23 protein-coding genes are annotated in these 25,856 nt (G+C 37.7%); 16 read left to right on the forward strand and 7 right to left on the reverse strand.

Going from position 1 to position 25,856, the window contains the following annotated elements; translation table 11 throughout:
- Window positions 1-530: 530 nt before the first annotated feature.
- From idi to DD649_RS14465, 4 genes are all read right to left on the reverse strand, one after another.
- Window positions 531-1,046, reverse strand: a complete 516-nt coding sequence (idi, locus tag DD649_RS14450) for an isopentenyl-diphosphate Delta-isomerase (RefSeq protein WP_294108107.1) — start codon at window positions 1,044-1,046, stop codon at window positions 531-533.
- Window positions 1,047-1,221: 175 nt separating this feature from the next.
- Window positions 1,222-1,878 (reverse strand): two-component system response regulator NarL, encoded by a 657-nt coding sequence (narL, locus tag DD649_RS14455; RefSeq protein ID WP_336430876.1) that lies wholly within the window; start codon window positions 1,876-1,878, stop codon window positions 1,222-1,224.
- A 21-nt stretch (window positions 1,879-1,899) separates the two neighbouring features.
- Window positions 1,900-3,678 carry a nitrate/nitrite two-component system sensor histidine kinase NarX gene (narX, locus tag DD649_RS14460; protein WP_294108110.1) on the reverse strand — a complete coding sequence of 593 codons (1,779 nt, stop codon included), beginning with the start codon at window positions 3,676-3,678 and terminating at the stop codon, window positions 1,900-1,902.
- Window positions 3,679-4,204: 526 nt separating this feature from the next.
- Window positions 4,205-5,119: a DUF808 domain-containing protein gene (locus DD649_RS14465; protein WP_336430877.1), complete on the reverse strand. Its 915-nt coding sequence runs from the start codon at window positions 5,117-5,119 to the stop codon at window positions 4,205-4,207.
- 303 nt (window positions 5,120-5,422) lie between these two features.
- On the opposite strand from DD649_RS14465, the gene DD649_RS14470 reads away from it, so the two are divergent.
- Entirely contained in the window at window positions 5,423-6,409 is a 987-nt protein-coding gene (locus DD649_RS14470) for a glycosyltransferase (RefSeq protein WP_294108112.1), read from the forward strand.
- Window positions 6,410-6,458: 49 nt separating this feature from the next.
- Here DD649_RS14470 and DD649_RS14475 read toward each other — a convergent pair whose 3' ends face one another.
- Window positions 6,459-7,403, reverse strand: coding sequence for a nucleoside hydrolase (locus DD649_RS14475; RefSeq protein ID WP_294108113.1), 945 nt, complete (start codon window positions 7,401-7,403; stop codon window positions 6,459-6,461).
- 277 nt (window positions 7,404-7,680) lie between these two features.
- On the opposite strand from DD649_RS14475, the gene DD649_RS14480 reads away from it, so the two are divergent.
- The 4 genes from DD649_RS14480 (at window position 7,681) to DD649_RS14495 (ending at window position 11,993) form a co-directional block, all read left to right on the forward strand.
- Window positions 7,681-8,430: a helix-turn-helix transcriptional regulator gene (locus tag DD649_RS14480; protein WP_294108115.1), complete on the forward strand. Its 750-nt coding sequence runs from the start codon at window positions 7,681-7,683 to the stop codon at window positions 8,428-8,430.
- Between the two features lie 309 nt (window positions 8,431-8,739).
- Window positions 8,740-10,041 (forward strand): FAD-binding oxidoreductase, encoded by a 1,302-nt coding sequence (locus DD649_RS14485; RefSeq protein WP_294108117.1) that lies wholly within the window; start codon window positions 8,740-8,742, stop codon window positions 10,039-10,041.
- 61 nt (window positions 10,042-10,102) lie between these two features.
- Entirely contained in the window at window positions 10,103-10,471 is a 369-nt protein-coding gene (locus DD649_RS14490; RefSeq protein WP_294108118.1) for a cupin domain-containing protein, read from the forward strand.
- A 28-nt stretch (window positions 10,472-10,499) separates the two neighbouring features.
- The gene (locus DD649_RS14495) at window positions 10,500-11,993 is read left to right on the forward strand and encodes an aldehyde dehydrogenase family protein (protein WP_294108120.1); all 1,494 of its coding nucleotides are present in this window, start codon (window positions 10,500-10,502) and stop codon (window positions 11,991-11,993) included.
- A gap of 129 nt (window positions 11,994-12,122) precedes the next feature.
- Here DD649_RS14495 and DD649_RS14500 read toward each other — a convergent pair whose 3' ends face one another.
- Window positions 12,123-12,791 (reverse strand): LuxR C-terminal-related transcriptional regulator, encoded by a 669-nt coding sequence (locus DD649_RS14500; RefSeq protein ID WP_294108122.1) that lies wholly within the window; start codon window positions 12,789-12,791, stop codon window positions 12,123-12,125.
- A 400-nt stretch (window positions 12,792-13,191) separates the two neighbouring features.
- Between DD649_RS14500 and DD649_RS14505 the strand changes: the two genes are divergently transcribed.
- The 4 genes from DD649_RS14505 to DD649_RS14520 all read left to right on the forward strand — a co-directional run bounded on the left by DD649_RS14505 (window position 13,192) and on the right by DD649_RS14520 (window position 17,432).
- The gene (locus tag DD649_RS14505) at window positions 13,192-14,685 is read left to right on the forward strand and encodes an APC family permease (RefSeq protein ID WP_294108123.1); all 1,494 of its coding nucleotides are present in this window, start codon (window positions 13,192-13,194) and stop codon (window positions 14,683-14,685) included.
- Window positions 14,660-15,286 carry a DUF3156 family protein gene (locus DD649_RS14510; RefSeq protein WP_336430879.1) on the forward strand — a complete coding sequence of 209 codons (627 nt, stop codon included), beginning with the start codon at window positions 14,660-14,662 and terminating at the stop codon, window positions 15,284-15,286. Before DD649_RS14505 ends, DD649_RS14510 begins: the two co-directional genes overlap by 26 nt.
- Before the next feature lie 194 nt (window positions 15,287-15,480).
- Complete coding sequence (gene phoA, locus DD649_RS14515; protein ID WP_294108126.1) at window positions 15,481-16,920, forward strand: alkaline phosphatase; 1,440 nt, start codon at window positions 15,481-15,483, stop codon at window positions 16,918-16,920.
- A gap of 248 nt (window positions 16,921-17,168) precedes the next feature.
- Window positions 17,169-17,432, forward strand: a complete 264-nt coding sequence (locus tag DD649_RS14520; protein ID WP_294108128.1) for a DUF1435 family protein — start codon at window positions 17,169-17,171, stop codon at window positions 17,430-17,432.
- 366 nt (window positions 17,433-17,798) lie between these two features.
- Here the strand turns inward: DD649_RS14520 and rsmC are convergent, their stop codons facing one another.
- On the reverse strand, window positions 17,799-18,812 hold the full coding sequence (gene rsmC / locus DD649_RS14525; protein ID WP_294108129.1) for a 16S rRNA (guanine(1207)-N(2))-methyltransferase RsmC: 1,014 nt from the start codon (window positions 18,810-18,812) through the stop codon (window positions 17,799-17,801).
- A 134-nt stretch (window positions 18,813-18,946) separates the two neighbouring features.
- Here rsmC and DD649_RS14530 point away from each other — a divergent pair, with 134 nt between their 5' ends.
- From DD649_RS14530 to DD649_RS14560, 7 genes are all read left to right on the forward strand, one after another.
- Window positions 18,947-19,357, forward strand: coding sequence for a DNA polymerase III subunit psi (locus tag DD649_RS14530; RefSeq protein ID WP_336430882.1), 411 nt, complete (start codon window positions 18,947-18,949; stop codon window positions 19,355-19,357).
- A complete protein-coding gene (rimI, locus tag DD649_RS14535; RefSeq protein ID WP_336430883.1) occupies window positions 19,326-19,808 on the forward strand; it encodes a ribosomal protein S18-alanine N-acetyltransferase in 483 nt (160 codons plus the stop codon). Before DD649_RS14530 ends, rimI begins: the two co-directional genes overlap by 32 nt.
- Before the next feature lie 332 nt (window positions 19,809-20,140).
- Window positions 20,141-21,205, forward strand: a complete 1,065-nt coding sequence (locus DD649_RS14540; protein WP_336430885.1) for a tartrate dehydrogenase — start codon at window positions 20,141-20,143, stop codon at window positions 21,203-21,205.
- 214 nt (window positions 21,206-21,419) lie between these two features.
- On the forward strand, window positions 21,420-23,009 hold the full coding sequence (prfC, locus tag DD649_RS14545; RefSeq protein ID WP_294108132.1) for a peptide chain release factor 3: 1,590 nt from the start codon (window positions 21,420-21,422) through the stop codon (window positions 23,007-23,009).
- Window positions 23,010-23,253: 244 nt separating this feature from the next.
- Window positions 23,254-23,664, forward strand: coding sequence for a BON domain-containing protein (locus DD649_RS14550; RefSeq protein WP_294108133.1), 411 nt, complete (start codon window positions 23,254-23,256; stop codon window positions 23,662-23,664).
- A gap of 207 nt (window positions 23,665-23,871) precedes the next feature.
- Entirely contained in the window at window positions 23,872-24,969 is a 1,098-nt protein-coding gene (locus DD649_RS14555) for a patatin-like phospholipase family protein (RefSeq protein WP_294108135.1), read from the forward strand.
- Window positions 24,962-25,765 carry a TatD family hydrolase gene (locus DD649_RS14560; protein ID WP_336430886.1) on the forward strand — a complete coding sequence of 268 codons (804 nt, stop codon included), beginning with the start codon at window positions 24,962-24,964 and terminating at the stop codon, window positions 25,763-25,765. Before DD649_RS14555 ends, DD649_RS14560 begins: the two co-directional genes overlap by 8 nt.
- Window positions 25,766-25,856 lie beyond the last annotated feature (91 nt).

The raw sequence follows: 25,856 nt of genomic DNA on the forward strand, positions 1-25,856 counted from the left end.
TAATTAAGCCGAGAAGCCACCCATTGGGTGGCTTTTTTGCGTTGGAGGTTTGAGCAACCCGATGCGGGAACGTTGAATCGCGGACATACCGCAAAGACAGTCAAGTCCTCGCTGAGGGAGAGTCGATGGCCGTTTAAACATTGACAATGACTCCATCAAAATACGCAAACAACCATACAAATAATGGTAAGCAACTGGCAAAAAATGATTTGAAGGCAGTAATTTGAACCGATAACCTTTAACTTTCGATACGGGGGAAGTTCATGTGGATGGATTGTCCCGATGAATAAACTTGTTCGATATAAGATGGCGAGTAATAGCGCACTTATTAGTGTGAAAGAATAGTAGGCTTATCTTAATGATGGGGAGTAGAAATATTAGTTAGATTTATATTATAGTTGCATTAATTATATGAATCTACTTGTAGATATAAAGTCGTAAGCAATAGCTTAATTATTAATTGGGATACTTAATCTTATTTAATAATTTATGTATTACTATTTTTATTAAGATCGGGTTAAAACAATTACTTAACTAAATTTTAATAAAGGGTACTTCTCTAATATTTTCTTTAGCCAAGGCGTAAATTGTTCCGAATTAGTATTAACCTCATGATTTAACTGATGAATATTAATCCAGCGAGTTGCTGCAACTTCATCTGCGTTAGGTTCAAAATCAGCATCATAATAACCGATAAAAAGATGATCATATTCATGTTCAATAAGACCACCACTGACTTTAGCATGATAGATCAATGAGTCAACATGGTTTAGCTCAGTTGTGAAGCCTAGCTCTTCTTGAAGTCTTCTTTGCGCAGCTTTTAATGTATCTTCGTTTGGTTTTGGATGGCTACAACAAGAATTGGCCCATTGTCCTGCGGAGTGATATTTATGAAAAGCACGTTGCTGAATTAATAACTCACCATTTTTATTAAATATAAAGACTGAAAAAGCACGATGTAATTTTCCTAATTGATGTGCGAGTAATTTTTCCATGGTACCAATAGGAACATCATTTTTAGTAACAAGTATTAAATCATCTTCCATAGTCAATTATTCTCATTGTATTATTCTCGAATGAAGATTCTATTATAATTAAAAAAATAAATTTGTAGAATTGAGCTATTAACGTGCTTTAATTCTAATTTATGATTTTTGTTAATTAATGAGATAGAGATCATAGCTATATAATTTGATGGTATAGCTATGATATTCGCTAAACTCATTTTTGTTGTAATACCCACACGGCCGCTTCAACTCTTGATTTTAAGTTTAGTTTCTTGAGCAGATGTTTTACATGTACTTTCACTGTACTTTCTGCGATATCTAATTTACGAGCAATCATTTTATTAGATAGTCCATGAGAAATAAGTTCTAAAATATCAGATTCTCTTGGTGTTAATGCACTGATATTACTATCATCTGTAGCCTGATTATCTCTTAAAGATTCCGCTAGTACGGATGTCAATGTTGGGCTAACAACCATTTTGCCACTTGCGGCTTCTTTAAGCGCAATAATTAATTCTTCAGGTTCCATATCTTTAAGTAAATAACCATCAGCACCTCTTTTTAAGGCATTGACGAGGTCATCACCATAATTTGAGACAGTAAATAGAATGATCCGACCTGACAGTTCTCGTTTTCTTAATTCATCAAGTGTTTCAAAGCCATTCATTCCTGGCATATTAAGATCAAGTAGGATTAAGTCAGGATCTTGTTCTTCAGCTATTTGTATACCTGTTTTTCCATCGCCTGCTTCCCCAATCACCAGCAAAGAAGGCTCTAAGCTTATCAGTTGTTTTACACCACTTCTAAGCATAGGATGATCATCAATGAGTAAAATTGTTGATTTTTCGTTCATTATATTCGTATTTTCCATCAAAGAATTGCTCCAGTAAATTTAAGCATCAGATAAAGGGAAAGTCACCTTAACTTCAGTGCCTCCAAGTTCTCTCGGGGTTACATAACACTGCCCATTAAGGGTTAGGGCTCTTTCTCTCATAATAATTAAGCCATAATGATTAAGTTTGTCAGGAGATGAGTCAATTCCTGCGCCATCATCATTTATTGTTATCGTCACAATACCTGCATTTTGACTTAAAGAAACATCAGCCCAGTTTGCATTTGCATGCTTCAAAATATTGCTGAGGGCCTCTCGGATTATTTGTATTATATGTATTGATTGGTGCGGTGATATACTTTTTGCAGGGATATCATAGTTTAATTTTATATTAAACTTCATTCTTTCGCTGAATTCATTGATAGTGCTTTCAAGAGACGGTAATAACCCCGGCTCAGTAAGTTTTAGCCTAAATGTAGTTAATAATTCACGAAGCTGGCTATACGCAGTATTAATTTCTTGGCGCATCTCACTGAGTAATTGTTGAGGCTTTTCTGGTAGAGGTTCTGGTTGTAATTGTAGATAGCTAATTTGCATTTTTAAACATGATAACGATTGGGCGATAGAATCATGTAGCTCTCTTGCGATAGCGGAACGCTCATCCATGATAAGTAATTGTTGTTGTTGTTCTATTTGATGCTCCATAGCTAACATGCCCGAGATTTGCTTAACTAACATTAAGACCAAATTATTTTGTTCATCAGAAAGTATTTGGGTTTTTTCTATTTCTCCCGTAATTACACCATAACGGTGGATGTTATCTGATAGCTCCCATTGCAATGTTTTAGGGTAAGTAATAATTTCACGTACGCGAAAAGGATTTTTCTCAGCGTCAATAAACTCGGTGGATTCATCATCTAACCCAGTGGAAGCACAGCATATTTCATGAAAATATTCTTCATTGCTATCTTCATATAACCGTAAACTCAGATTTTTTAAAATAGTAATATTTTCGAGTTCGATAAGTACTTTTTGTAATCTTAAATATAGCGGTTCAGATGAGTGAAGCATTTGGTTTGATTGATATAGGTATGATAAAACTCGATTTTTTGTTATCAAATCAGCGGTTTTTTCGGCAACACGCGCTTCAAGTTGATGGTAGCTTTGAGCTAGCTCATCAGACATTTGATTAAGCGTTTCTCCTAATGCATTTAATTCATCTTGTCGATTATTTTTTGGATAACGTTGGCTAAAATCTTTTTGCCTAATGGCGTTGACCATCGTTAGCAACGTCATCCATGGATAATAAATTTTTCGTCTGAGGTGCCACATTGTACCCATTAGCAATAAGAAAACTAAGCTAATAAAAATTAACTGTGTCATCGCAACATAAGCAATTTTTTTCTCAGTTTTTTCATCAATATTATGGACTAGCTCATCAAGCTTATTTACGAATGAAATAACCTCATACCTCGCATCGTTTGCAGTAGATGCTTGCATTAGGGCGGGCCGCAGTTTATTTAGCCAAAATTCATGTAATTCATTAAATTGAGGTGTTAAATTTTCAATTTTTACGACTTGAGTGAGCTCAGGGCTAAGTAAATCACTTTCTAGGTCATTAAGATATTTTTGATTTTGACTATTAAGAGGGACAAGGGATAGTAGCCTATAGCTTTGCATACGTAAGGACCCCGACTTATTTATTGCGTGCGCATTGCCTTGTACACTAATTATCATGCGGTTTGAGATGGTCATTCCAATGATCCCAAGGATCGCAATTAATAGCATTAATCCGATAACTTGGTTGATAATTGAAAATCGACGATACAGTGTCGGCATTTTTTTTCCTTCAAAACAAATCAGGTGATTATTCTTTTTGTCTATCTTACCTACATTGTTAATAAACTAGACTAAATTAAATATACTACTTTAGTATTAATTAAGAGTATTTAATTGTTATCAAAGTGACATGATTTTAGAATTAAATCACATTCAAATACTCTCTTATATGTTGATATTTATACTGTTATATTGTGACGTAACTAGCTAATATTACTATGGTTACGAGTGTTTTAATGTGAAATTAATGTGAACAACTTTTGATTTAGATCACTTTGATCATCAGTAAATTAGCAAAAGCAGTCAACAATTAATGAAAATGAAATAAGAAGGATGAATTATAGGGCGAGATTAACGAATGGCACTTATGTTTATCGGTGAAATAGCTATCGTTATATATTGTTTATTATAGCGAAAGTTATTCACTGATATTTTATTCTTCTTCGGAAATTAAAAGCTAAACGATAAACACACCCTATTTTAAATTAAATGGGGTGTGTTATGTATTTTATTTTTTTACTTTCAATCAGCGTTTGATTCGCTTGATAATTGTCATGAGAGAAACAATAAATAGCCCTACAATTAGGCCAAAAACTAAATTTATTAATGACGGTAAGATAAATTGCATCGTATTACCAATGATTGGTGTAAGAGTTGATAGTAGTGCAAGTTCCTCAATCCATTCATAAATATAATGAATGCCATGGGTAAGTATACCACCACCGACCATAAACATAGCCGCAGTTCCTACGATAGAAAGCGTTTTCATCAGGTAAGGGGTAATATAAATGAGTCCATTACCAAATTTAATTAGTAATTTTGTTGTTTTTTTCTGTAAATAAAACCCTAAGTCATCTAATTTTACGATACCTGCGACTAAACCATAAACCCCGATGGTCATTACAATGGCGATTATAGATAACACGGCAACTTGGTTGATAAAGGTGGTTGAAGAAACTATGCCTAATGTAATTGCAATAATCTCTGCGGATAAAACGAAATCGGTTCGAACTGCTCCTTTGATTTTTCGGCTTTCAAATTCAGCTAATTCTTCCGGAGATAAGGTGCTGTTTTGGGATATCTGTGAATGATTTTTTTCATTAGGGTGAAGGTACTTATGAGCGAGTTTTTCAGCGCCTTCAAAACAAAGATATGCTCCCCCAATCATAAGAAGAGGGGTTATTGCCCAAGGCATAAATGCGCTAATTAATAATGCGAGTGGTACCAAAATGAGTTTATTGATGAAAGAACCTTTAGCTACTGCCCACACGACAGGAAGTTCTCTATCTGCACGCACACCAGTGACTTGCTGAGCATTCAGTGCCAAGTCATCACCGAGAACACCAGAGGTTTTTTTTGCCGCCATTTTTGTCATGACAGAAACATCATCTAAAACTGCTGCAATATCATCGAGTAAGGCGAGTAAACTACTTCCAGCCACAGAGGTATCCTTTATTATTTATTTAAAAAGTATTTAATGTTAATTAGGTTAAATAATCGATAATTAGTTCACTGCCATTTGAACTAAATATTGCATTAAAAAAGCCATAACCTGCAATGATAGTCATATCCGCTAGATTATGATTTTTTTATGAAGATGGAACCAATATAAATTCTTCTTTTCTAATTAATTAGTTTTAATCAGTTATACTGTTAAAGTAGCGTGTTTTTAATCAATAATTAATGCTAAGTAGTTTTGTATTTAAGTAATTTTCATCAGTTGATTTATTTATAGGGTTAATAAATGTCTTCTCAACCAGTCTTGAGCATCGTTGTTGCAGTTTACAATGGCGAAAAATTTCTACCCCATTTTTTTGATAGCTTAATCGCTCAAAAATTAGAAAATTGGGAACTCATTGTTGTTAATGATGGTTCTAATGATAACAGTGAAGATGTCATACGACAGTATGAAGATAAATTCAGTAATATGAAGGTATTATCTCAGGAAAATCAAGGCGTTTCCGTCGCTCGCAATACAGGTATGGTTGAGGCTGCGGGGAAATATATAACATTCCCTGATATTGATGATGAAATTAATCCTAAAATGTATGGGCGCCTGTTAGAGATTGCACTCGCGAGCGATTTAGATGTTGCGACTTGTAATGGGACATATATTTATACGAATGGTGATGCACCAAAAGCGATTTTTCCGCCAAATAAACTGCCCTCAACTGGTGTAATCAGTGGACCTGAATGGTTAGAGCGTGGGTTAAACTCTCGTAAGTTTTTGCATGTGACTTGGTTGAATATCTATCGCCTTGATTTGTTGCGTGAACACAATTTTTACTTCGAACCTAAATTACATCATCAAGATATCCCTTGGACCACCGAGCTTTTATTAGTTTCTAAACGCGTTCAGTTTATTAATGAGCAATACTACAGTTATTTAATCCATAACCAGTCAGTCTCTCATTCGCTCAATGGCGATGAAAGATCTGTGCGTAAGATAAATACTTATCTGAAAATCATTGATATGTTGCTAGCTATTTATAAGCGATATCCAGAGCAAGTGAAACAAGCACCAGCTTGTTTATGGCAGGTGGGTAAAGAAGGTTTAGGTATCACTCAGGCACTGTTAGCTATTCAATCACCTCAAATTCAAAAAGAGATGGTGCAAATATTTTTTGATAAAGGTTATTGGGATATTGTTTGGCAACATGCTACGACGATAAAGCTCAAATGGCGTTTGATTAGACGTTACTCTAAATTGAAAGCAATATTAAAAAACTAAAAATTAGCCTATCATTATGGCGTTATAACATATTGATAGGCCGTCTAATTTACTTGTCTAAGTATTTAAGTGCGTCGATGAACATCGCCCAGAGTTGAGGATTATCGAGTTTTATTGCCACTTGCGTATGGCAATTTTCTGCTGGTGTGGCACGAAAATCAGTGACTGTCATGCCTGTAGTTAATGTGCCTTGTAACTCAATATTTACCGGCGCTATACGAGTTTCTATGAGTGACGGGTTAATCACATAAGCAACAGCGCAGGGGTCGTGTACTGGCGCGTGGTCACTGTAACCATTACGTTTACGATAGCCTTCAGTGTAATAATTCAGCGATTCAATCACAAATTGGCTAATGGGTGTTTTCAGGTTGGCAATATCAGTCATGATTTGATCGTTGGGTTTGGCTTGATGTGTTAAATCTAAACCAATCATCGTGATAGGCCATTTTTCATTGAAAACAATATGTGCCGCTTCTGGATCAATTGCGATATTGAATTCGGCAACTGCAGATTGATTCCCCGTATGATAACCGCCTCCCATCAATACCACTTCTTTAACTAATTCGACAATTTCTGGGGCTTTACGAACGGTAAGGGCAATATTCGTTAGTCCACCTATAGGTACCAGAGTGACTGTTTTGGGTGGGTGTGCCTTAAGCGTATCAATGATGAGATCAACAGCATGGCGCTTATCAAGAGGCATTGTAGGCTCTGGGAGGTGAGTCCCATCAAGACCACTAATACCATGAACTTCTGCGGCATTTTGAATCGCGCGAACTAATGGTCGTGGACAACCTGCGGCAATCGGTATTTGTTTAGCTCCAACCAGTTCAAGAATTGCTTGTGCGTTGTGCGTCACTTTTTCTAAGGTTTGATTGCCAACTACCGTTGTAATGGCGAGTAGCTCAATAGTTGGGGTTCCTAATGCTAATAAAATTGCCATAGCATCATCATGGCCTGGGTCGCAGTCTAAAATGATTTTATGCAAAGACATGACATCTCCTTGTATAGAAATAATAATATTTGTTAACTATCAGAATAGATTAAGAAATAGCGAACATCTTTCCTGTGACTTGCATCTTGTTTAATCATTGTCATCTAAATACTTGGTAACAAAATGTTAATACTTTAGGATGATACTGTGATTTGATTAACATATTAATAACAATAGGTTTGAGCTTATTTGGAAAATATGTTTTTTATATTCTTTAGACTGAAATGAATAATTCGCCTGTAGCTTATTTTTAATAAATTAATGAAATGGAGGCAGAATGGAAAATTATCTGAATAAATTACCCAATGTGATTGATTCTGTTGCAACAAACCAATTTTATCCTAATTTATTATCATGGTTATCTTGCTTTATCAAATTTGATAATGCGATTATTTATTCTTTTGAAAAGGGAACTCCTCCTCGTTTTCTTTCTAAAATTGAACGGCACAATAGTGATAGTGTGAATCGTATTTATCAGCGAGGCGCTTATTTGATGGACCCTTTTTATCAAGAAATTCAAAAAGGTGGCGATTCAAAGGTATTAACATTGAATGAACTAGCACCTAAAGGTTTTTATCATACCGATTACTATCTTAATTTTTATCGTAAAACGGGGTGGCGTGATGAAGCCGGTTTATTACTTGAGATTTCTACCGACAAACAATTAGGTATTTTTTTTGGTAATGAGGAGCAGCCTTTTTTCTCTGGTAAGCATGATGGCTCTGCTTCATTAAAAGAGACTTTTGATATTATTCGTAGTATGGCTCGCTTGCATAAAGATGTTTCACCCAATGCGGTTTCTAGCTATTACCGTTATAACGATATGCAAACGCGATTTGGGTTAACACCTAGAGAGTGTGAAATTGTTGAGCTCATTCTCGAAGGTAAGGGCTCTCCTTTGATCGCTGAATTACTTTTTATTAGCTTAGGGACAGTAAAAAATCATCGTAAAAATATTTATCAAAAGTTAGATATTAATTCTCAAGTTGAATTATTTAGTTTATTTATGAATCGGGCTGAGCAATAACGTAAAAAATCACTGATACTGCTATTGATTATAAATCAATTTATTACAGTAAATCCTTTCTTTATCCTCCTCATATATCTGTAGTCAATTTATTATTACTTTTGTTAATTATTAATATAAAAACAATTTATAACAAATTGATTTAAATCTGAATTTTATTTGATTTTTGCCATTTTATTTACAATGAAATATTGTGCTATGTCACAAATGTTAATGATATGTTTAGAATATCCCTAAAGGGCTATGTAAATGTTAACTAAAGGTTAAGATAATCAAGATTAAAGCAAGAGACTAAATAAGGTGTTCGTTATGAATAACCAAATAGAATCATTAACTTATTATGCGGCTACAAAAAAATATGATCTTCGCTTTCCAACACTGAAAGAAGATCTTGATGTTGATGTTGTTATTATTGGTGGTGGTTTTTCGGGTATTAATACGGCACTTGAATTGTGTGAAAAAGGTATTACCAATATTGCAATTTTAGAAGGTCGACATCTTGGCTACGGCGGTACTGGACGTAATGGCGGGCAAGTGATGGCTGGTATCGGTCATGACTTAGATGCAATAAAAAAGCATGTGGGTTCAGAGGGTTTAGAAACTATTTTTAAACTCAGCAATATGGGCGCAGGGATCATGCGAGAGCGTATTGCAAAGTACAATATTGATGCCGATTTTTGCCATGGCTACGCCTATTTAGGTAGTAATCAGCGCCAAGAAAAAACTTTACGCAGTTGGCTTACTGATTTCAAAGCTGTTGCACCAGATGAAGAAATTGAATTTTATACAGGAAGCGATCTCAAACAAATTATCGGTTCTGATGCTTATACTTGTGGGATTAAGCATATGGGCGGTGGCCACGTTCATTCATTGAATTTGCTATTAGGTGAAGCAAAGGCGGTGACGGAATATGGGGCTAAAATTTTTGAAAATAGCCAAGTATTGAACGTTGAGTATGGTAATACGGTCACGGTTCGTACAGCAATGGGCTCCGTTCGTGCGAAAAAAATGCTTTGGGCTTGTGATTCATTTCTTAATGGTCTTGAACCGACTCTTTATCCAAAAACAATTAATACCTATGCTTATCAATTAATGACAGAGCAATTATCTGATGAACTAATTGAGCGGATTAGCCCAATTCGTGGTGCTTATAGTGATATTCGTCCTGTTATTGATTACTACCGTGTTACTAAAGAAAACAGGCTACTATTTGGTAGTTCAACGCATTTCCTTGAATATATTCCTTCAGATTTAAAGGCTTGGAATCGTCACTTGATGTTAAAAATTTTCCCTTACTTAAAGGATGTGAAAATTGAATTAGCATGGGGTGGACCAATGGCTTGCAGTGCAAATTTATTTCCTCAGATTGGTTCAATACCTGCACATAACAATGTGTTTTATGTGCAAGGTTATTCAGGGTTTGGGGTGACGCCTAGTCAAATTGTTTGCAAAGTACTTGCTGAAGGAATGGTCGAAGGATCGCATCGTTATGACTTAATGAGCTCGATTCCTCATGCCAATATTATGGGTAAGGATAGCCTGCGTAATGTCATTGTATCGATGGCTAAAATATTGCATCAAACATCAGGTTATTGGCAAGGTCGCCGTTAACCTATTGCTTTTTAACGTATTTTATAAACATATCATTTAATCGATTAAAAAGGTGAAAATCATGATCAATCCATTATTGTTAAACCAACCACTTCCTGAGCTGTTAAATATTGGCAGCGTGACTAATTTAGGATCTGTGGTTGTCGAAGGCGATCCTCAAGCAAGTGTTGCGATGATCCATGGTGAACCTACTGATAACTTGAGTTGTGGTATTTTTGCTTGTACCAAAGGTAAATTTAAAATGGTTTATCCATTTGATGAAATGGCAACGGTACATGAAGGTTCGGTGAAATTAACGGATGTTAAAACAGGCGTTACTGTGGAATACCATAAAGGCGATTCTTGGTTTGCTGCTAAAGGCACGGAAGTCTTGTGGGAAATTAACGCTGAACGTTTTGTTAAACACTACCTAGCCTGCGTAAATGCCTAATTAATTTATATCAAGTGGAGTGAAAACGATGAGCGAGTTAACCCTATTACCGAAAGTAAGTGAATTTCTAAAGCGTCAACATGGACATTTTATCGACGGTTTACCTATTGAGGGCAAGGGGACTGCTTTTTTTGATGTCGTTAATCCCGCCACTGAACAGGTTATTGCAACCGTAAAAGAAGCAACGTTAACGGAAGTGGATGCGGCAATGAAAGCTGCGCACGTTGCGCTTAAAGGGATTTGGGCAACGACAACGCCAATGGAGCGAGGTAATTGCCTAAATCGCCTAGCCGATTTGTTGGATGCTAATTTAGAAGAGTTGGCTCAGTTAGAAACCCTTTGCTCAGGGAAAACCATTCAGCTTTCTCGTTTTTTAGAAGTTGGTTCAGCTGCTCAATTTTTGCGTTATTTTGCAGGGTGGGCGACAAAAATCAGCGGTGAGACACTCAATGTGTCCTTGCCATCATTTAATGGTGAAAAATATTCTGCGTTTACGCAGCGTGAGCCAGTTGGTGTCGTTGCAGGGATCATTCCTTGGAACTTCTCCATTATGATTTCCATCTGGAAACTTGCTGCGGCCTTAACTTGTGGTTGTACGATTGTTTTAAAGCCGAGTGAGTATACGCCATTAACTATGCTGAGAGTCGTTGAATTAGCGAAAGAGGCCGGTATTCCTGATGGTGTGATTAATATTATTAATGGTGGTGGCCGAGAAGTTGGACCTGCATTAATCAATCATCCATTATGTTCGAAAGTGACATTTACGGGCTCTGTACCAACAGGACTTGCCGTTGGCCGAACGGCAATGGAAGGCAAACTAACGCGTGTTACCCTTGAGTTGGGTGGAAAAAATGGTGCGGCCTTCTTAGCTGATTTACCCGTTGAAAAAATAGTTAATGGCATCATAGAAGCGGGCTATTTAAATCAAGGTCAAATTTGTGCCGCGGCAGAACGGTTTTATATTCCCTCTAAATTAATTGATGAAGTACTTGGGCTATTAAAAGCGCGTTTATCGATGATGAAAATTGGCTCTCCGCTTGATGAAACAACAGAGATGGGACCGTTAGCCAATAAAGCTCATTATGAAAAAATCTTGGGGTTATTTGAAAAGGCTCGCCAAGATGGCAGTGAAATTATTTATGGTGGTGAGGCTATTGCTGGTGCAGGTTATTTTGTTCCGCCTACGATTATTCGTGCAAATAGCCCTAATGATGTACTAATGAAAGAAGAAACCTTTGGCCCGGTGGGGACATTTTTAAGTTATGACGACGAAGACGAATTAATTGAACTGATGAATAGTACTCCATTTGGTTTAGCGGCAAGTGTTTGGACTAACGATTTAAGCAAAGCAATGCGTATGATTTCACGTATTGAAGCTGGTACGGTATGGGTAAATATGCACACGTTTCTTGATCCTGCGGTTCCGTTTGGCGGTGTTAAATCATCTGGGATAGGGCGTGAATTTGGTAGTGCCTTTATTGAACATTACACTGAATTGAAATCTGTCATGGTGCGCTACTAGTCTTAATTTTTTAATTTATTGGTTAACTATTTCCCGACATTACTGTCGGGATTTTTGTTTTACAAATCATGACAGGGACATTTGAATTATCGGCTCTATTATCGATGCAGCAGGCGGTCGTTAACTTACCTAAAATGAATTATCTTGATGAATGATAAAGCCTGATGAGACTAATTCTGTGCGATTAGAGACGTTAGCCTTGGCGAAGATATTCCTTAAGTGAGTTTTCACGGTAGAGAGCGATACACCGAGCAATAATGCGATGCGCTTGTTGCTAGCACCTTCTCGAACTAAGTGAATAATTTCTTGCTCTTTTGGGGTATAAGAAACTAAAGAGTCAGGTAATACATCAAAAGTCATCAATTCGGCAACGGGGAGGATGGCATTCAATCTCATCACTTCTTGCTGTGTAAACGGGCAATCTCTTAATACTGAAATTCCTGCGATGATTTTATTTTTTCGTCGAATGAAAATTTCTGCCATATCCGTTAAGTTGTTTGGTTGCATGAAATCATGAAAAAAGGCCTGATTTTGTTGTTTCATTTCAGGGCCCATTCTTACCAAGCGTAGATCGTCACCTCGAAAATTATCCGGATGCAATGGATCCAGCTGATGAAAGTATTTTAAATAATCCTGATGCATACGAGGCGGGATACCATAAAGCACATGATTATTTGGTTGCCAGTGTTCATTGACAAGATAATAAACCGACGCCGAAATTGGAATAATATGCGCAATGGTATTTAAGCAACAGTCGATCAATGTTTTTTGATGATGGCTAAATGGGATTGAAATCATTATATGCCCTTGGGTATCGTTATATCACTATCATGCCGCGAATAATCGTTAACATAAAATAAACATGTTAATAACGTGAGCTCGATTACACAATTTGAAACTGGTTATTTTACAGAAAAACCTGTTTCTCTGCGATTAGGTATATTTTGCGGATTATTTATTAATATATTAATGATGTGATTGTTTGTTATATATTGATATCTAATTAATTATTTGTTTTTTGGAATATGTGGTAGGTACTTTTTGTATTGAATTAATAGCTAGTCCCCTCTCTCTGGGTATCGTTCTTTAGGACGATAGCGACATGTTTGTGCTTATTTCTATAGTGAGTAATTAATTACTATATTTTTACAATTAATTTACAATTGTTGCGGTGTTCTGAAAAAGAGAGGGATACAAAATGAATTTATCCTCAAAACTATCATCACATATTGAAAAAGGTAAAGTTGGCTTTCCCACTACATTGGCGAGTTCTGTGGGAGTCATCATGGCCAGCCCTGTTATTTTAACCGTTACCAGTGGTTTTGGTATTGGGGGCGACACCTTTGCTTTAGCCGTATTATTGAGTTTTATTATGATGCAGGCTCAGTTAACGACATTTTCTGAAGCTGCTGCAATTTTACCAACTTCAGGCTCAGTGTATGACTATATCTCATGTGGTATGGGGCGATTTTGGGCAATCACTGGGGCGTTGTCTGCTTATCTCATCGTGCATGTTTTTGCTGGAACGGCAGAAACTATTCTTTCAGGTATTATGGCACTGGTGAATTTTGAGAGCCTTAATACAGTATTGGAAACCAATAATTCGTCTTGGATGGTTGGTGTTGGGTTAGTGATTGCATTTGGGCTGTTAAATGCTTTTGGTATTGAAGCGTTTGGTAAAGTGGAAGTGGTACTGACCTTTGCGATGTGGAGTACCTTGGTTATTTTCAGTCTTTGTGGATTACTGATGCCATTTCATGTTTCTGTGGATGGCTGGTTTGGGCAAGAATTGAATATTTCCGACCCATCTCTCGTATTAAGTTTTATCGGTATGGCGATGTTCATGTTTGTGGGGTGTGAGCTAGTCACTCCAATGGCACCCGAAATTAAAAATTCAGCGAAAGTGATCCCACGAGCGATGACGATAGGATTATTCGGTGTAGCGACCTGTATGTTTTTATTTGGTGCCGCGTTAACCAATCAAGTCGAAAATGTCATTGTAGATCCTCAAAGTCACACGAGTTTGTTGGAAACGCCGATGGCGATACCTGCATTTGCAGGGCAAGTGATGGGCGACTTTGGTAAATATTGGATAGGTATTGCATTATTATTAGCTGGCGGTGCGACGATCAATACGTTAATGGCTGCTGTGCCTCGTATTTTATATGGTATGGCACTTGATGGGGCATTGCCGCGTATCTTTGCTTATCTGCATCCACGTTTTAAAACGCCTGTATTTGGTATTTTAGTAGCAGTGCTGATTCCTTGTTTACATGCATTTGCAATTCAAGGGGATTTGGATCGTATCATTCCTCTTGTTTTAGCGGCGGTTTGTTCTTGGGGAACGGCTTACTTATTGGTAACGATCTCTGTTGTGCTATTACGTATTCGACGCCCTGACTTACACCGTGCATACCGTTCACCCTTCTTTCCATTACCACAAATTATTTCCAGTGTAGGGATTATCATTGCCATTATTTATATCACGCCACCGGGTATGAATAAGTCAGATGTTTATGTGCCTTTTGCGATTATGTTAGGGCTGACAGCGAGTTATGCATTGATTTGGACGGTTTTTGTACAAAAAGTGAATCCATTTAAACCCGTTGATGTTGAATTAGTGCTTTCAAATTCGTTTTCTGATGAAGAATTAGAGGGGGTACAACTTGAACCATTACGCAATCTCGCCTAAATATTCATTTTGGCAAAAAATAGGTTTATTGGGTAAGAAACGTCTACCAATAGGTTATCAAGCAGGTTTAACCTTAAATAAGGTAGAACGAGATGTTTCATCTTACCAATGTGAATTTGCATTGGGAGGGGGAGCGCTAGCGGTGCTTCTCATTAAACCACAAGACGAACTGATTATCGAAGTGACTGAACGTGTCAAAACATTATTTATGGCTTTTATTGTTTATAGTCATTTTACGGTCTCTGGGGCTTGTGATAATACGATTGAAGCGCGTATTAATGTTAAGACGACAGGAAGTATGCGTAAGAAATCGATACGCTATGTTTCCAAACAGGTTGATGGATTAGCGATTATTGATTTACTAAATGAATATCCCATTATTCAACAGACGCTTGAAGAATTGGATTTTAATTATTGTCATATTGAACTTAAAGATGGTTTTTGGCGTTGTGTGATAGAGCCTTTCACCGCCTCTGAAATGGTGAGTCGAATACCGGCAACGCGTCGGTATTTACGATTAACTCAACAGCAACGTCATCGCTTACTCAGTGCATTGCAGCTTGTTAGTCAATTGATGAGAAAAAGATTCCCAACATATTGAATTTAATGTCAAATAATATCGTGAAGCTGAATTTTCACTTTTATGACAATCACCTTCATGATTATCATTTTTATAATAATTATATTTTTATCGACATAAAAGCGTCATCCAACTGTCATTTGGTTCCTTTAGGATGCTTGTCATTATTCGAAGCAGTTACTTCTTTATCTTCTTTTATTGGCAAGGAAACAGTTATGACAGGTAATTTTATGAAATCTATTTTGGCCGTCACTGTAAGTGCATTGATTTTAGGTAGTGTTATTCCTGCGGTTGCTGCCGAAAAAAATGATGCAGTTTCTGAAAACCGCGCAGCACAAGGTGATATTACAAAGTTTGGTGGCGCTCGACGCCTTGCAACAGAACAAACTGACATCATGAAAGCGGCACTTCATAACGGACAAGCAAAAAATGTTATTTTGTTTATTGGTGATGGAATGGGCGACTCAGAAATTACTGTCGCACGTAATTATGCAGAGGGCGCGAGTGGTTTCTTTAAAGGAATCGATGCGTTACCTATTACAGGCCAATATACGCATTATGCGTTAGATAAAAAAACGCAAAAACCTGATTATGTTACAGATTCTGCTGCCTCTGCTACATCATGGTCTTCTGGTGTTAAAACCTATAACGGTGCATTAGGCATTGATGTTTTTGGTAAAGATCACGAAACCTTAATTGAGATTGCTAAGCGTCACGGTAAAGCAACAGGTAACGTGACAACATCTGAAATTCAAGATGCTACACCAGCAGCGCAGTTTTCTCATGTGTCAGGCCGCAAATGTTATGGACCAGAAGAAACAACTGAGAAATGCGCCACGAATGCGTTAGAAAATGGTGGTCGTGGTTCTATCTCTGAACAGTTATTAGTGACACGTGCTGATGTAACTTTAGGCGGCGGTGCTAAAAGTTTTACACAGCAAGCTAAAGCTGGTGATTACAAAGGTAAAACGCTAGAACAGCAAGCTGTCGAGCGTGGATATAACATTGTTCGTGATGCGAAATCGTTGGACGCTATCAAAGAAGCTAACCAAAACAAACCTGTTTTAGGTTTATTTCATGACGGCAATATGACTGTAGCTTGGGAAGGTCCAAAAGCAATTTATCAAGGCAACTTGAAAAATGAACCGTTGGAATGTAAACCAAATCCAAAATTAAACCCTGATGCACCTACATTGGCACAAATGACTGAAAAAGCGATCAATTTGTTAGAAGTCAATCCAAATGGTTTCTTCTTACAAGTAGAAAGTGCTTCTATCGATAAGCAAGATCATAAAGCGAATCCATGCGGTCAAATCGGTGAAACGGTTGCCCTTGATCAAGCTGTACAAGTAGGCTTAGATTTCGCTAAGAAACACGGTGATACATTGGTTATCGTTACAGCTGACCATTCACATTCAAGCCAAATTATTCCTGAAGGAACGAAATCAACAGGTTTGACTCAAGCGCTAATCACTAAAGATGGTTCGGTGATGGTGGTGAACTACGGTAACTCTGAAGAAGATGATTCACAGGAACACACTGGTGCTCAATTGCGAGTTGCTGCATATGGTCCACATGCTGCTAACGTGATGGGTCTAACTGACCAAACAGATTTATTCTTTACCATGCGCGATGCGATGGGATTGAAACAGTAATACCAACCCTGTAGTACATATAGTACAAATTCTCCGTGACAGGATGTTACGGAGAATTTTTTATTTATGGTTTATATTTATTTATAATTTATATAAGTCACCAGTACTTCTTCCTTCTAGTTGCTGGTGTTTTTTTATTGGACACTTTAGCTGCAAATTGAGTGAAATTATTTCAAAAAATTAAGATTGAATTTTGCTAAAAACGAGATATGATTGATAATCATTATCATTTAATAGGTTGAATCGCTATGCCAACTACTCTCTCAAAAGCAACTGGTTTAAGGCGTATAGGCGCAGGTATATGGGGTGTTTTCACCGTAATATTGTTGAGCATTGCATATTTGCTCAGCAGCATCGGGTTAGAAAACCTAAAAATCGTAATGATAGTGATGATGGTTGCAACTGCGGGAATGCTATTTAATCGTGGTTCTCGACGATTACTGATTATTCCTGCTGTTATTTCATTACTGTGCTTTTTAATTGCTTTTGTCTTACAGAGCTCAGCACCCTAGTACATAAACAAAGAGAATTAGGTATTAGAAAGAATATTAGAAATCAAGAATGAATTATCCAATTTTAATGTTAAGAGCTGTATATCGGTAAGAATATATTGGTGCAAAATAGAAACTTGAATTATAGGGTTCTTGCTCACTAGAGTTTGTAGCTTATTGAATCCGTTGTTTTATAACCCTTCAATGATATGTAGTTAAAAACATACTGTTTATTAGTAATCAAATGTCTACAACTTATTTATAAACAAATAAAATGGTATATAAGTATTGCTGTTTACTTATCTCGATGTATTTATCGTAAAAATAATGGCCAGCGTATAAAGCTGACCACTTAAGTATTTAATGATAATTAAAAATGTGTATTGATTAGCGCTTGGTTGATTGGTAAACCTTGAATTTACCTGTTTTAGCTAGTAGTTCATGACCGCCAAAGGCTTTATCTAATAGTTCAGGGTAGGGTAAGAAAGCATTGGCTACAATACGGAAATGGCCACCTTTTTTTAGGTACTTAGGTGCTTGTAAGATCATCGCTTCTACCGCGCTATAGCTCGTATTCAAACCATCATGGAAAGGTGGGTTTGACAATATCCAATCAAATTTATCATCGATATCAGAATACACATCACTGGCGAGCACTTTACCGGTGAGTTTATTTGCTTCAAGAGTTGCAATTGAAGAGGCGATAGCGGATGCACTCACATCACTTAAGGTTAGCGTAACATCTGGGTTTTGTGTCCCAATTACGGCGGCTAATACGCCATTACCACAGGCAATATCGAGTATATTACCGCTCATTGGGTTAGTTAGAGTCGAGAGCAGTAAATCACTACCAATATCGAGTTCTTCATGACTAAATACACCTGGAAGAGCATGAATTTTGACGTTATCAATTTGATAACCGCGCCACCAGCGCTTAATATCAAAAGTAGTCGGCTGTTCTAATTCTCCATGATATAGACCACAGCGCCGAGCAGAGTCAATTTTTTGCAGTGTTGAGATGCCTTCCATGATGGATTCAGCACTTTTAACGCCACTCCGGTTTTCACCGACGACAAAAATTTGGCTACCAGCAGCAAGATGCGTACAAAGGTCATCTAATTGAAAACATGCTTCTTGCTTATTTTTTGGCCAGTAATAGATTAAGGTATCACAAGGCTGGATAAATTCTGCGGGAGTTGTTGCAGAAAAAAGTGCATTATCACCGATTAACGGCTGTAAATTTTTCCAGCGATGGAACTGGTTAGTGAGAACACGTACACTTGCGGCTTCAAGAATAGCGGCAAATTCATCCTGAATGTCACCAGCCAAAATGACATGACGATCGGTAAAATGTTCGAGATGGCGTTGTAAAACTTCGCTGGCAGGTGTCAGTAATGACATATTCTGTCAATCTCCTAAAATGATAAATAATTCACGCTACCTTACCAGAAAATAGAGAAATAGCATTGCTCTGTTGGCGCTATTAATCCCCTTTGATAAGATGTGGTTGTTAATAAATAGCGACTGGAAGAAAAATGACACGACGCGACAAGCTTTTAGAGCAAATGGGGATCACTCAATGGGTGGTGAGAAATCCGACTGTGCTTCGCGGTGAACGTGGTGTAAGGATACCAGAATCGACTAAGCTTATTATTATTACTGATGAGAACCTTGATTTAAATAGCCGTTTGCTAAAAGATATTTTTTTGACAATGAATGTCTCTTCGGCAGATGTGGTTTGTATTAATTCAGAGCAGCTAAACTTAATTCCAACACCAATAACAATTCCTTGTTGGACACTCGGTAGTGAAGCTCAGCCTGAAGGTTCAAAAATCACGTTTATTTCACCTGTTTTGTCTGAGTTGATGGTAAGTCGTGACGCTAAACAGGCACTATGGAAACAAATTTATCAAAATGATGAAAATTTCAACACTAAAACAATCTGATCTTGCGACAGCCTTCTTAATTGAGAAACTAAGCCATGATTTCCCCTGGACTGAGCGTGTTTTTTATGGGAATCAAGGGGAAAAGTATCATAATCTTAAAATTTCTATTAATAATCAAATTGTTGGTTATGCGATAACTCAATATGTTCTAGATGAGGCAACACTATTTAATATTGCTATTCATCCCGATTATCAAGGCAAGGGTTATGGTCGTTTGTTACTTGAGAAGCTCATTAGCGACCTAATTGCAAAGGGTATTCTTACGCTATGGTTAGAAGTCAGAGAGTCTAATGCCTCTGCTTTGCATCTGTATGATAAACTTGGTTTTCATCAAGCTACTGTGCGTAAAGACTATTATCCCGCGAAAAAAGGTCGTGAAGATGCGTTAGTTTTAGCATTGACCTTGTTTGAGGATAACTTATTTAAAGACAACGAATTTACAGATAAATAGTTTAAATATTCGCTATTGATTAATTCCTTTTTTTAAACATGAAACCATGGTGAACTGTGAACGATGCAGTGTCGTGGTTTTTATTACTTATTGATTTATCTTTGTATTTAATATGTATTTATTTCAAAAATGCTATTTAATAACTCATTCAAATTTACATGATGTCAATGTATCTAGAGATTATTTTCAATAAAAACTGCGTAAATTAGCGCTGTTTCTAATACTTCTAAAATAAACAGCATAAACGTCAGAGATTTGATGCCAATTAGGTAAAACGCGGATAAGCTGGTCTGAATGTAGCTAAATATATTCATTTATCCGAGGTTTTCACTATGTCATCGTTCAATATAGCCGTGATTCCTGGCGATGGAATTGGTACTGAAGTTATTCCTGAAGGGTTAAGAGTTTTAGAGGCCGCAGCGCGTAAACATAATATAAAACTTAATTTTACGCATTTTGATTGGTCATGTGAAACTTACCACCGTACAGGACGCATGATGCCTGAAGATGGCTTAGAACAATTGAAAAAATTTGATGCTATTTTCCTTGGCGCTGTCGGATTTCCTGGTGTGCCTGATCATATTTCTTTATGGGGTTTGTTACTGCCGATTCGTCGTGCCTTCAACCAATACGTTAACTTGCGTCCTGTGCGTTTATTTGAAGGAATAAAATCACCTTTAGCTGATAAAAAACCGGGTGATATTGATTTTTATGTCGTGCGCGAAAATGTGGAAGGGGAATATTCAGCGATTGGCGGCATTCAATATGAAGGTACTGAAGATGAAATGGTTTGTCAGCAAAGTATTTTTACCCGTAAAGGCACAGACCGCATTTTAAAATATGCCTTTGAGTTAGCGCGTTCTCGTGACAAAAAACATGTAAGCTCGGCGACAAAATCGAATGGTTTGTTCCACTCAATGCCATATTGGGACAGCCGAGTGGCCGAGATGGCGAAACAATACAGTGATGTGAAAGTTGATCAATTCCATATTGATATTTTCGCGGCAAATCTAGTCAGAATGCCTGAGTATTATGATGTAATTGTTGGGTCTAATTTATTTGGTGATATTTTGTCTGATTTAGGACCCGCTTGTACTGGCACTATTGCTATTGCACCTTCTGCTAATATTAACCCTGAAAAGCAATTTCCATCGATGTTTGAACCCGTTCATGGCTCAGCGCCAGATATCGCAGGTCAAAACATTGCTAATCCAATCGGTACAATTTGGGCCGCAGCCATGATGATGCAGCATTTGGGCTGTCCACAAGTACATGACACTATTATGGCAGCGGTTGAAACTGCCATTAAAGAACGCCGTAATTTAACTCGTGATATGGGCGGAAATGCAAGTACTCAGGCTCTGGGTGAAGAAATTGCTCAGTTGATATTGGCTTGATTTTTTTGATCGCGAATTAAAAATTAGAATCAAGTTACGCTGAATCTAGATATTGTTTTTTTACAGTATCTAGATGCTTTGATTGTTTATAACCCCAAGATCTGCGAAAATATCCGCCAATTACGATTAACAAGACGGATTTGCTAAGCTAAGAGCCAAGTTTTGCCTCGCCTAATGCATGTACAAATCTGTATACAGATGAAAAGACGGTTAAATGACAGATCAGAATTTTCTACATGAAGTGAGCACGCGTAGGACGTTTGCTATTATATCTCACCCCGATGCGGGTAAAACAACTATCACTGAAAAGGTGCTATTGTTTGGAAACGCAATTCAACGTGCGGGGACAGTAAAAGGGCGTGGTTCTAATCAGCATGCAAAATCTGACTGGATGGAAATGGAAAAGCAACGTGGTATTTCAATCACCACATCTGTAATGCAATTTCCATATCATGATTGTCTGGTTAATCTTCTCGATACCCCAGGTCACGAAGACTTCTCTGAAGATACTTATCGTACATTAACGGCGGTTGACTGCTGTTTAATGGTGATTGACTCGGGTAAAGGGGTTGAAGATAGGACGCGTAAGTTGATGGAAGTCACTCGCTTACGTGATACACCAATTTTAACTTTCATGAATAAGCTCGACCGTGATATTCGTGATCCAATGGAATTGCTCGATGAAGTTGAAAACGAGCTAAAAATTGCGTGTTGTCCTATTACTTGGCCTATTGGCTGCGGTAAATTATTTAAAGGGGTTTATCATTTATTACGTGATGAAACCATTTTATATCAAACTGGACAGGGTCATACGATTCAAGAAGTTCGTATTATCAAAGGGCTAAATAATCCCGATCTTGATGTTGCCGTGGGTGATGATCTGGCTAAACAGCTGCGTGATGAACTTGAATTAGTTCAAGGCGCTTCTCATGAATACGATCACGACGCTTTCTTGGAAGGGGAATTAACTCCTGTTTTCTTCGGGACTGCACTTGGTAACTTTGGTGTTGATCATATGCTTGATGGCTTGGTTAAGTGGGCTCCTTCACCGCAACCTCGTCAAACTGATGTGCGTGAAGTGAAAGCAACAGAAGAAAAATTCACTGGGTTTGTATTCAAAATTCAGGCCAATATGGATCCGAAACACCGTGACCGTGTTGCGTTTATGCGCATCGTTTCTGGCACCTATGAAAAAGGCATGAAATTACGCCAAGTTCGCATCAAGAAAGATGTGGTTATTTCCGATGCGTTGACCTTTATGGCTGGTGACCGTTCTCAAGTAGAACATGCCTATGCAGGAGATATTATTGGTCTGCATAATCACGGAACTATTCAAATTGGTGATACCTTCACACAAGGTGAAGATTTGAAATTTACTGGTATTCCTAACTTTGCCCCTGAATTGTTCCGCCGTATTCGTCTACGCGATCCGCTGAAACAAAAACAATTACTTAAAGGTTTGGTCCAACTATCTGAAGAAGGTGCTGTTCAGGTCTTCCGTCCATTGACCAATAATGATCTGATTGTTGGTGCAGTGGGTGTGCTTCAGTTTGATGTTGTTGTATCTCGACTGAAAAGTGAATACAACGTCGAAGCCATTTATGAAACCGTTAACGTTTCAACTGCGCGTTGGGTTGAATGTGATGACGTGAAGAAATTTGAAGAATTTAAGCGTAAAAATGAGCTGAATTTAGCCTTAGATGGCGGTGATAATCTATCGTATATTGCACCAACGATGGTTAATCTTAATTTGACTAGCGAACGTTATCCCGAAGTTAAATTCCGCAAGACTCGTGAACACTAATTATTCGCGGTATCATACATTGCAATAATGCATTTTCGAGTGACCCACTATCAAACAATTCATTGATAGTGGGGATCTAATAGTGATCTCTCCTTATATCAATCATCTAAAAAAGAACTTCTTCCTATTTAAGCTTTAAATTTATCAAGAATATTCTGTCTTTATATTATTTAACTTTATTTTTCGCGTTTTTTTACTTAGGCTATATTATTGGCTAATTAATAACAGAGAAAGGAAGGTACCTATGAAAAAGACAACGCTATTACGCTCACTTGGGGTAATTGGGTTGAGCTGGGCATTGTTTGCTTGTAGCTCATCGTCAGATAGCGCCTTGAAAAAGCAAGCATCCGAAACATGGGATAGCGCCGCTAAAACGGTTGATATGGCGGGCAAAGATACGGGCGAGGCTATTTCAACTGGGGCTAAAAACACCGACCAATATATGGATGACTCTGCTATTACCGCTAATGTGAAAAGTAAACTATTATCCACAAGCGGTATACCAAGCAACAGTGTCTCTGTTAAAACGATTGATAAGGTTGTGTATCTGTCAGGTTTTGTTAAATCAGATGACCAAATCAATAAAATTGTTCAGGCTGTATCGACAATCAAAGGCGTCAAATCTGTTCAAAATGGTTTAGTTGTTGCTAATTAATTACCTTTAGAATGTGATAATGCCTCAAAATGCTGCATACTTATTGTTCAATTTAGTTAAAATGGGCTTTCATTGAAAGCTCATTTTTGTGTAAGTTACGATATAAGTCATCACTTTCATTTGAATCATTTTATTGAATAAATCATAGAAAGTTTCGCATTGTATTTTTAATACAAATGCAATGTAGCGTATTGCCAAAGGGTATTTATGGGAAAGCACGTATCAGTTACACTGGGCACAATTGAGCCTCTGGCGTTTTTTGATGAAATCAATTCAGGGAAAACTGCGCTTATCTGTGAAGGTGGTGGGCAGCGTGGTATTTTTACCGCTGGTGTACTGGACGAGTTTCTTATCGCAGGCTTTAATCCTTTTGATTTGATGATTGGCACTTCTGCGGGAGCACAAAATCTTTCTGCTTATATATGCGGGCAAGCTGGGTATGCGCGTCGTGTGATCACCCGTTATACAACGAACCCTCTATTTTTTAATCCACTGAGATTTATTCGTGGTGGACATCTTATCGACCTTGATTGGTTACTTGATACCATTGCCAAAGAGTTCCCTTTGCAGATGGATATTGGACTTGAAAAGATAAAATCAGGGCGTGAGTTCTATATGGGGACTAGCCGGAGCGATGATTTTTCAGCTGAATTTTTACAACCAGACGCTGATTCATGGCTTGATATTATTCGAGCATCAAGTGCTATTCCCGGTTTTTACCGCGATGGTGTCGAGCTTGCCGGCACGTTATATCATGACGGCGGAATTAGCGCGGCTATCCCAGTAGAGGAAGCTTATCGTCGCGGTGCAGATACGATTGTTGTTGTTAGGACGGTTCCTTCCCAAATGTATTTTACGCCAGAATGGGTAAAAAGAATGACTCGTTGGCTAGAAGGCGATAACAGCAACTTGCAACGTATGGCGGCAATGCTAAAAGTTCATCTGAAAAGTTACCGTAAAACGCAAGAATTTATTGAAAATCCACCAAACGATGTTCAGATATTTGAAATTTATCCACCAACGCCGCTTAAAAGTAGTGCATTGGGGAGTCGAATTGGCTCTTTGAATCAGGATTATCATACAGGAAGGCGCTGTGGGCGTTACTTTATTGCTGCTCTTGGTGCTAGTTTTGATAAACATGATTCTACTAATAATCGTTTCAGTCGGTTCATTGAAAAAAATATTTCTTATGAGCCACTAGATGATATTCCAGAACAAGATGATTTAGTGCCTGCATTAGCCAGAGAAGCAATAGATTCTATTGAGTCACAAGTACTGCAAACAAGTGAACATCGTGATGGATAAGCTTTTAAATATTGCATCTCAAAAATTTATTGATACACATTGTCATTTTGATTTTCCGCCATTTAACCCGTTATGGTCTGATAGTTTGCAGCTCGCCAATCAGGCAGGGGTGAGCGATATCATCATTCCAACCGTTAGTTTAGATAACTTTGAACGAGTCTGGGAATTAGCTCATCAATACTCAGTATTGCATGCTGCAATGGGATTTCATCCGTTATATTTAAATGTGTTTAAAGATGAGCATTTAGATGTGCTCACCGATTTTCTTAATCAAAAAAGTAATAAATGTGTCGCTATTGGTGAAGTGGGTCTTGATCTTTATATGCAAGAACCGCTATTTGAGCGTCAGAAGTTGGTTTTATCGGCACAATTAAGATTGGCCAAACAATTTGATTTACCCGTTATTCTGCATTCGCGTAAAAGTCATGACCAATTGGCCGCCATGCTTCGTCGTTTAGATGTGCCTGCTAAAGGGGTTGTACATGGTTTTGCTGGAAGCCTTTCTCAAGCGCAGGCCTTTGTTAAATTAGGGTATTATATCGGTGTGGGCGGCACGATTACTTATGAGCGTGCAAATAAAACTCGCCAAGTTATGGCTGAATTGCCCCTAACGTCTCTTTTATTGGAAACCGATGCGCCTGATATGCCTGTCTCGGGCTTTCAGGGGGAACCCAATCGACCTGAGCGTATTGCTTTAATTTTTCGTTCTTTGTGCGAACTACGGCACGAATCTCCAGACGAAATTGCGCACCAACTTTATATTAACAGTTTAGCGTTATTTCATCTGAAACAATGAATGGCAATACCGACATATAATTACCATGGTGAATTATTGTTTTGATTGGTTTTTTATGGAATAAGTGAATTTTTTGAATGCTTTAATGATA

Origin of the sequence: Providencia sp., assembly GCF_003533305.1 — a bacterium.
Lineage (GTDB): Bacteria > Pseudomonadota > Gammaproteobacteria > Enterobacterales > Enterobacteriaceae > Providencia.